Annotated in this window: 7 protein-coding genes; 6 read left to right on the top strand and 1 reads right to left on the bottom strand. The window is 62.0% G+C overall.

Going from position 1 to position 7,041, the window contains the following annotated elements; translation table 11 throughout:
- Positions 1–63 precede the first annotated feature (63 nt).
- The 4 genes from PMI23_RS10275 to hemN all read left to right on the top strand — a co-directional run bounded on the left by PMI23_RS10275 (position 64) and on the right by hemN (position 4,978).
- Positions 64–2,514 carry a heavy metal translocating P-type ATPase gene (locus tag PMI23_RS10275; protein ID WP_007917185.1) on the top strand — a complete coding sequence of 817 codons (2,451 nt, stop codon included), beginning with the start codon at positions 64–66 and terminating at the stop codon, positions 2,512–2,514.
- 24 nt (positions 2,515–2,538) lie between these two features.
- Positions 2,539–2,751: a cbb3-type cytochrome oxidase assembly protein CcoS gene (gene ccoS, locus PMI23_RS10280; RefSeq protein ID WP_007918328.1), complete on the top strand. Its 213-nt coding sequence runs from the start codon at positions 2,539–2,541 to the stop codon at positions 2,749–2,751.
- Entirely contained in the window at positions 2,744–3,427 is a 684-nt protein-coding gene (locus PMI23_RS10285) for a sulfite exporter TauE/SafE family protein (RefSeq protein ID WP_007918329.1), read from the top strand. Before ccoS ends, PMI23_RS10285 begins: the two co-directional genes overlap by 8 nt.
- A 168-nt stretch (positions 3,428–3,595) precedes the next feature.
- Complete coding sequence (gene hemN, locus PMI23_RS10290; RefSeq protein WP_007918330.1) at positions 3,596–4,978, top strand: oxygen-independent coproporphyrinogen III oxidase; 1,383 nt, start codon at positions 3,596–3,598, stop codon at positions 4,976–4,978.
- Here the strand turns inward: hemN and PMI23_RS10295 are convergent.
- The gene (locus tag PMI23_RS10295; RefSeq protein ID WP_007918331.1) at positions 4,975–5,457 is read right to left on the bottom strand and encodes a hypothetical protein; all 483 of its coding nucleotides are present in this window, start codon (positions 5,455–5,457) and stop codon (positions 4,975–4,977) included. The two genes, hemN and PMI23_RS10295, sit on opposite strands and share 4 nt — an antisense overlap.
- 154 nt (positions 5,458–5,611) lie before the next feature.
- On the opposite strand from PMI23_RS10295, the gene fnr reads away from it, so the two are divergent.
- Both fnr and PMI23_RS10305 read left to right on the top strand, forming a co-directional pair.
- On the top strand, positions 5,612–6,346 hold the full coding sequence (fnr, locus tag PMI23_RS10300; protein WP_007918332.1) for a fumarate/nitrate reduction transcriptional regulator Fnr: 735 nt from the start codon (positions 5,612–5,614) through the stop codon (positions 6,344–6,346).
- Between the two features lie 78 nt (positions 6,347–6,424).
- Positions 6,425–6,973: an adenine phosphoribosyltransferase gene (locus tag PMI23_RS10305; protein WP_007918333.1), complete on the top strand. Its 549-nt coding sequence runs from the start codon at positions 6,425–6,427 to the stop codon at positions 6,971–6,973.
- Positions 6,974–7,041: the final 68 nt, after the last annotated feature.

Raw genomic sequence — 7,041 nt, forward strand, 5'->3', positions numbered from 1 at the left:
CGAGGGCTGGGGTGAGGGCAAGCGGACAACCCTAATGCAAGGGCTTAGCCCCTCAACGATGCCATGACCACCCCACTCCCCTGCTACCACTGCGCCCTGCCCGTTCCGTCCGGCAGCCGCTTCACCGCTCTTGTACTCGGGCAATCCCGCGAATTCTGCTGCCCGGGTTGTCAGGCCGTGGCTGAAGCGATCGTCGCCGGTGGTCTGGAAAGCTATTACCAACACCGCAGCGAAGCCTCGGCCAACCCCGAAGCGCTGCCGGTGCAACTGACCGACGAACTCGCGCTGTACGACCGCGCCGATGTGCAGCAACCCTTCGTGCGCCACGAAGGCGAGCTGGCCGAAACCACCCTGTTGATGGAAGGCATCAGTTGCGCCGCCTGCGGCTGGCTGATCGAGAAACACCTGCGCACGTTGCCAGCGGTGGCCGAGGCGCGACTGAACCTGTCCAACCATCGCCTGCACGTGCGCTGGGCCGACGCGCAATTGCCGCTGAGCCAGATCCTCGCCGAACTGCGCCACATCGGTTACGCCGCCCACCCGTATCAGGCCGATCGCGCCAGCGAACAACTGGCCAGCGAAAACCGCCTCGCTCTGCGCCAGCTCGGCGTGGCCGGTTTGCTGTGGTTTCAGGCGATGATGGCAACCATGGCCACCTGGCCGGAATTCAACATCGACCTCAGCCCCGAGCTGCATACGATTCTGCGCTGGGTCGCACTGTTCCTGACCACGCCGATTGTGTTCTACAGCTGCGCGCCGTTCTTCAAAGGCGCAATGCGCGACCTGCGCACGCGCCACCTGACCATGGATGTTTCGGTGTCGCTGGCGATCGGTAGCGCCTACATTGCCGGGATCTGGACGTCGATCACCGGCGTCGGCGAGTTGTATTTCGACGCGGTCGGGATGTTTGCGCTGTTCCTGCTTGCCGGGCGCTATCTGGAACGTCGTGCCCGCGAGCGCACTGCCGCCGCGACGGCGCAGCTTGTGAATCTATTGCCGGCTTCGTGCCTGCGTCTGGATGCCGCCGGTCAGAGCGAACGTATCCTGCTCAACGAGCTACGCCTCGGCGACCGGATTCTGGTGCAGGCGGGCTCGATCCTGCCGGCGGACGGCAAGATCATCGACGGCCAGTCGAGCATCGACGAATCACTGCTGACCGGCGAATACCTGCCACAACCGCGCGTGCTCGGCGATGCAGTCACCGCTGGCACGCTCAACGTCGAGGGCGCGCTGACCGTGGAAGTGCAGGCGCTGGGCCAAGACACGCGCCTGTCGGCCATTGTCCGTCTGCTCGACCGCGCCCAGGCAGAGAAACCGCGACTGGCGGAAATCGCCGACCGCGCCGCGCAATGGTTCCTGCTGCTATCACTGATCGCCGCAGCCGCCATTGGCCTGCTCTGGTGGGAGCTGGATTCGTCGCGGGCGTTCTGGATTGTCCTGGCCATGCTCGTCGCCACCTGCCCGTGCGCCCTGTCGCTAGCGACGCCGACCGCGCTCACGGCCGCCACCGGCACCTTGCACAAACTTGGGTTGCTGCTGACTCGCGGCCATGTGCTGGAAGGCCTGAATCAGATCGACACAGTAATCTTCGACAAAACCGGCACCCTCACCGAAGGGCGACTGGTGCTGCGTTCGATTCGCCCACTTGCGGCGCTCGACAGTGATCAATGTCTGAGCCTCGCCGCCGCTTTGGAAAACCGTTCGGAGCACCCGATCGCCCGCGCTTTCGGCCGTGCGCCGCTGGCCGCCGAAGACGTCCACAGCACGCCGGGGCTTGGCCTCGAAGGTCTGGTGGGTGGGCAGCGTTTGCGCATCGGCCAGGCGGAGTTTGTCTGCGCCCTCAGCGGCACTGCAACACCGTCGATGCCGAACGAGGCCGGCCAATGGCTGCTGCTTGCCGACACTCAGGGGCCACTGGCCTGGTTCGTCCTCGATGATCGCCTGCGCGACGATGCCCCTGCCCTGCTCGCCGCCTGCAAGGCACGCGGCTGGCGCACATTGCTGTTGTCCGGCGACAGCTCGCCGATGGTCGCCAGCGTTGCCGCTGAACTCGGTATCGACGAAGCCCGTGGCGGCTTACGCCCGGACGACAAACTGCAAGTCCTGCAGCAGTTGCACAAGGAAGGTCGCAAAGTGCTGATGCTTGGCGACGGCGTCAATGATGTGCCGGTGCTCGCGGCGGCCGACATCAGTGTCGCCATGGGTTCGGCCACCGATCTGGCGAAAACCAGTGCTGATGCGGTGCTGCTGTCCAACCGCCTCGACGCCTTGGTGCAGGCGTTCACCCTCGCGCGCCGCACCCGTCGGGTAATCATCGAGAACCTGCTGTGGGCGGCGCTGTACAATGGCCTCATGTTGCCGTTCGCCGCCCTCGGCTGGATCACGCCGGTGTGGGCCGCCGTCGGCATGTCGATCAGTTCGTTGACCGTGGTGCTCAACGCGCTGCGCCTGACTCGCTTGCCGAGTCCGCCGCCCGCCAGCACCCGATCGCACACCCGCCCGCTGCCGGCCTGAGCCGCGCGGGCGCCTGGAGTACAGATGCCAGCTCTTTACGTGATGATTCCGGCCGCGCTGCTGATCGTGGCCATCGCCGTGTACATCTTTTTCTGGGCGGTGGACAGCGGTCAGTACGACGACCTCGACGGCCCGGCGCACAGCATCCTGTTCGATGATCAGGATCCGAACCACACCGCCGCCGTGGACGAAGCCAATTCCAACAAACCCGACGACAAGGCCCCACCCCATGCTTGAACTGGCGCCCTTGCTGGTCTCGGCATTGATCCTCGGCCTGCTCGGTGGCGGTCATTGTTTGGGCATGTGCGGCGGTTTGATGGGCGCGCTGACCCTGGCGATTCCCAAGGAACAGCGCAGCCGCCGCTTTCGTTTGCTGCTGGCGTACAACCTTGGGCGAATTCTCAGTTATGCCACGGCGGGCCTGCTGATCGGCTTGGCCGGGTGGGCGTTGGCGAACAGTCCGGCGGCGCTGTTCATGCGTGTGCTGGCCGGGTTGTTGTTGATTGCCATGGGTTTGTATCTGGCCGGCTGGTGGAGCGGGCTGACGCGCATTGAAAGTTTGGGGCGCGGTCTGTGGCGCTACATTCAGCCGGTCGCCAATCGCTTGCTGCCAGTGTCGAGTCTGCCTCGCGCGCTATTGCTTGGCGCGTTGTGGGGCTGGCTGCCGTGTGGGCTGGTTTACAGCACATTGCTGTGGTCGGCGAGTCAGGGCAATGCACTGGACAGTGCGTTGCTGATGCTTGCGTTTGGTCTCGGCACCTGGCCGGTATTGCTCGCCACGGGCCTTGCGGCAGAACGCGTCACGGCCATTTTGCGCAAACGCAGCGTGCGCATGGCCGGTGGATTGCTGGTGATCCTGTTCGGGATCTGGACCCTGCCTGGCCCTCATCAGCATTGGCTCATGGGCCATTAAGATCAGAAGATCGCAGCCTTCGGCAGCTCCTACCTTTGGAATGCGTTTCCCTGGAGCTGCCGAAGGCTGCGATCTTTTGATCTTATGCTGTTGATGCAAATCAAGAGCCCCATCGCCGCCCCCCGATAGACTCGCTCACACTGCCAGCCTATCCGGGGGAATGCCCGCATGCTCGACGCCATTCGTTGGGACTCTGATCTGATCCGCCGCTACGACCTGGCGGGGCCGCGCTACACCTCGTATCCGACCGCCGTGCAATTTCACAGTCAGGTCGGCACGTTCGACTTGTTCCATGCCCTGCGCGACAGCCGCAAGGCTCTGCGCCCCTTGTCGCTGTACGTGCATGTGCCGTTCTGCGCGAACATTTGCTACTACTGCGCGTGCAACAAGGTCATCACCAAGGATCGCGGCCGCGCGCTGCCCTACCTGCAGCGGCTGGAGCAGGAAATCCAGTTGATCGCCTGCCACCTCGACCCGGCCCAGAAAGTCGAGCAATTGCACTTTGGCGGCGGCACCCCGACCTTCCTCAGCCATGACGAACTGCGCCAGTTGATGGCGCACCTGCGCAAGCACTTCAATCTGCTGGACGACGACTCCGGCGACTACGGTATCGAGATCGATCCGCGCGAAGCCGACTGGTCGACCATGGGCCTGCTGCGCGAACTCGGCTTCAACCGGGTCAGCATCGGCCTGCAGGATCTTGATCCGGCGGTGCAGCGCGCGGTCAATCGCCTGCAAAGTCTGGAGGAAACCCGCGCAGTGATCGATGCGGCGCGCACCCTGCAATTTCGCTCGATCAATATCGACTTGATTTACGGCTTGCCCAAGCAGACCCCGGAAAACTTCGCCCGCACCGTTGAAGAGGTCATCAGCCTGCAACCGGACCGACTCTCGGTGTTCAACTATGCACACCTGCCGGAGCGCTTCATGCCGCAGCGGCGGATCAATGGCAATGAGTTGCCGGCGCCGGCGCAGAAGCTGGAAATGCTCGAGCGCACCATCGAACAACTGACCGCCGCCGGCTATCGCTACATCGGCATGGATCACTTCGCGCTGCCTGACGATGAACTGGCGATTGCTCAGGAAGAGCAGACTCTGCAACGCAACTTCCAGGGATACACCACCCACGGTCATTGCGATTTGATTGGTCTGGGGGTGTCGGCCATCAGCCAGATCGGCGACCTGTACTGCCAGAACAGCAGCGACCTCAACGCCTATCAGAACACCCTCGCCGCCGCGCAACTGGCGACCAGCCGGGGTCTGGTGTGCAACGCCGATGATCGCTTGCGCCGAGCGGTGATCCAGCAACTGATCTGCAATTTCAGCCTGGAATTTGCCGAGATCGAGCAGCAGTTCAACATCGATTTTCAGGGTTACTTCGGTGCACTGTGGCCGCAGCTGCAAGGCATGGCCAGCGATGGCCTGATTGAGCTGGATCGCGAGCGGATCGCCGTGTTGCCGGCGGGGCGCCTGCTGGTGCGCTCAGTGTGCATGGTGTTCGATGCGTATCTGGAACAGCAGAACCGCCAGCGTTTCTCGCGGGTGATCTAGTTCTTCGCCAGCAGCGAACCGACTTTCATATTCTGATCCGCAGTCAGGCCCGACTGCCCGACCACTTTGGACAGGGCAAGATTGGCCGTGATCAGACCGGTGTTCAACGCGGCAATGGCGCCGCGCAGGCTGGCAACCTTGATGATTTTTTCTTCGCTGGAAAGGCGCTTGTCGGCCATGACCGCTTCGATGAGCGCCTTTTTCTCGGCAATCTGCTTTTGCAATTTGCGGATCATTTTCAGCAATTGCTGGATGTTCTCCGGCAAGCCGCTGTCTTCGATGTCGCTGTTTTCGCCACCAGTACTGGCAGCCTTTTCAATCGATGCACCAGACAGCGACACTTTGACGCCCTCGACCAAGGTCGGGGTTGCCTCTTCGGACGAACCCGGGTCGCGTGCATTGCCTGACGCCGCTTTAAACGTTTCCGGCACTGCCGCAACGTCGCTGTTACCGGGGCCCAGCGTGCCAATGACGGCCATCGATTCGTTCCTTGTATGCACTTTGATACCTGTTTATCGGCTGCTGGCCCTGTGGCTTTACGCCTGTAGGGCAAAGTCGCCCCAGACTGGCCTGAATGTCCTCCCGTGAGTTACCCTTACGGCTTATGTGTGTTTTCCCACAAGGATCTAAGAAATGTCCGAGCCAGTTAAACTGCGCGCTCACAACCAGGCCCATTGCAAGGATTGCAGCCTGGCCCCTCTCTGCCTGCCACTTTCTCTGAATCTGGAAGACATGGATGCGCTGGACGAAATCGTTAAACGCGGCCGCCCGCTAAAAAAGGGCGAGTTCCTGTTCCGCCAGGGCGACACGTTCGATTCCGTTTATGCAGTACGCTCCGGCGCCCTGAAGACCTTCAGCCTGAGCGACAGCGGCGAAGAACAGCTCACCGGTTTCCACCTGCCGAGCGAACTGGTCGGCCTGTCCGGCATGGACACCGAGAAGCATCCGGTCTCCGCCCAGGCGCTGGAAACCACCTCGGTCTGCGAAATCCCGTTTGAACGCCTTGACGAGTTGGCCCTGCAACTGCCGCAGCTGCGCCGCCAGTTGATGCGCGTGATGAGCCGGGAAATCCGCGATGACCAGCAAATGATGTTGCTGCTGTCGAAGAAAACCGCCGACGAGCGCATCGCCACGTTCCTGGTCAACCTGTCGGCACGCTTCCGCGCTCGCGGTTTTTCCGCCAACCAGTTCCGCCTGAGCATGTCGCGCAATGAAATCGGTAACTACCTCGGTCTGGCGGTAGAAACCGTGTCCCGCGTCTTCACCCGTTTCCAGCAGAACGAACTGATCGCCGCCGAGGGCAAAGAGATTCATATCCTCGACCCGATCCAGCTCTGCGCGCTGGCCGGTGGCTCGATCGAAGGCTGATCTCGATCCGCGGTTGAGCGAAGCGTTTCAGCCGCGGGTATACTGCGCCGTTTGCAGCCCTGCCAGGACACCTCGACGATGGTCTTCGACTCCTTCGACATCAAATCGCTTATCCGCCCTGTGATCGACTTCCCGAAACCGGGCGTGATCTTTCGCGACATCACCCCGCTGTTCCAGTCGCCAACGGCCCTGCGCCTGGTGATGGACAGCTTCGCCCACCGCTACGTCGAAGCCGACTTCACCCACATCGGTGCGATGGATGCCCGCGGTTTTCTGATCGGTTCGGTATTGGCCTATCAGTTGAACAAGCCGCTGGTGCTGTTCCGCAAGCAAGGTAAATTGCCAGCTGATGTGTTGGCGGAAGGTTACGCAACCGAATACGGCGAAGCGTTCCTCGAAGTGCACGCCGACAGCCTGTGTGAAGGCGATTCGGTGGTGATGTTCGATGATTTGATTGCCACTGGCGGCACGCTGATTGCGGCGGCCAACCTGATTCGCCGCATGGGCGCGCGGGTGCATGAAGCGGCGGCGATTATTGATTTGCCGGAGTTGCAAGGTTCGCAGCGCCTGGAAGACATGGGTATCCCTACCTTCTGCCTGACACAGTTTGCGCTGACCGATAAATAATCAAGATCAAAAGATCGCAGCCTTCGGCAGCTCCTACATTGGAATGTGCGTTTCCCTGTAGGAGCTGC

This window comes from Pseudomonas sp. GM24 (genome assembly GCF_000282235.1).
Lineage (GTDB): Bacteria > Pseudomonadota > Gammaproteobacteria > Pseudomonadales > Pseudomonadaceae > Aquipseudomonas.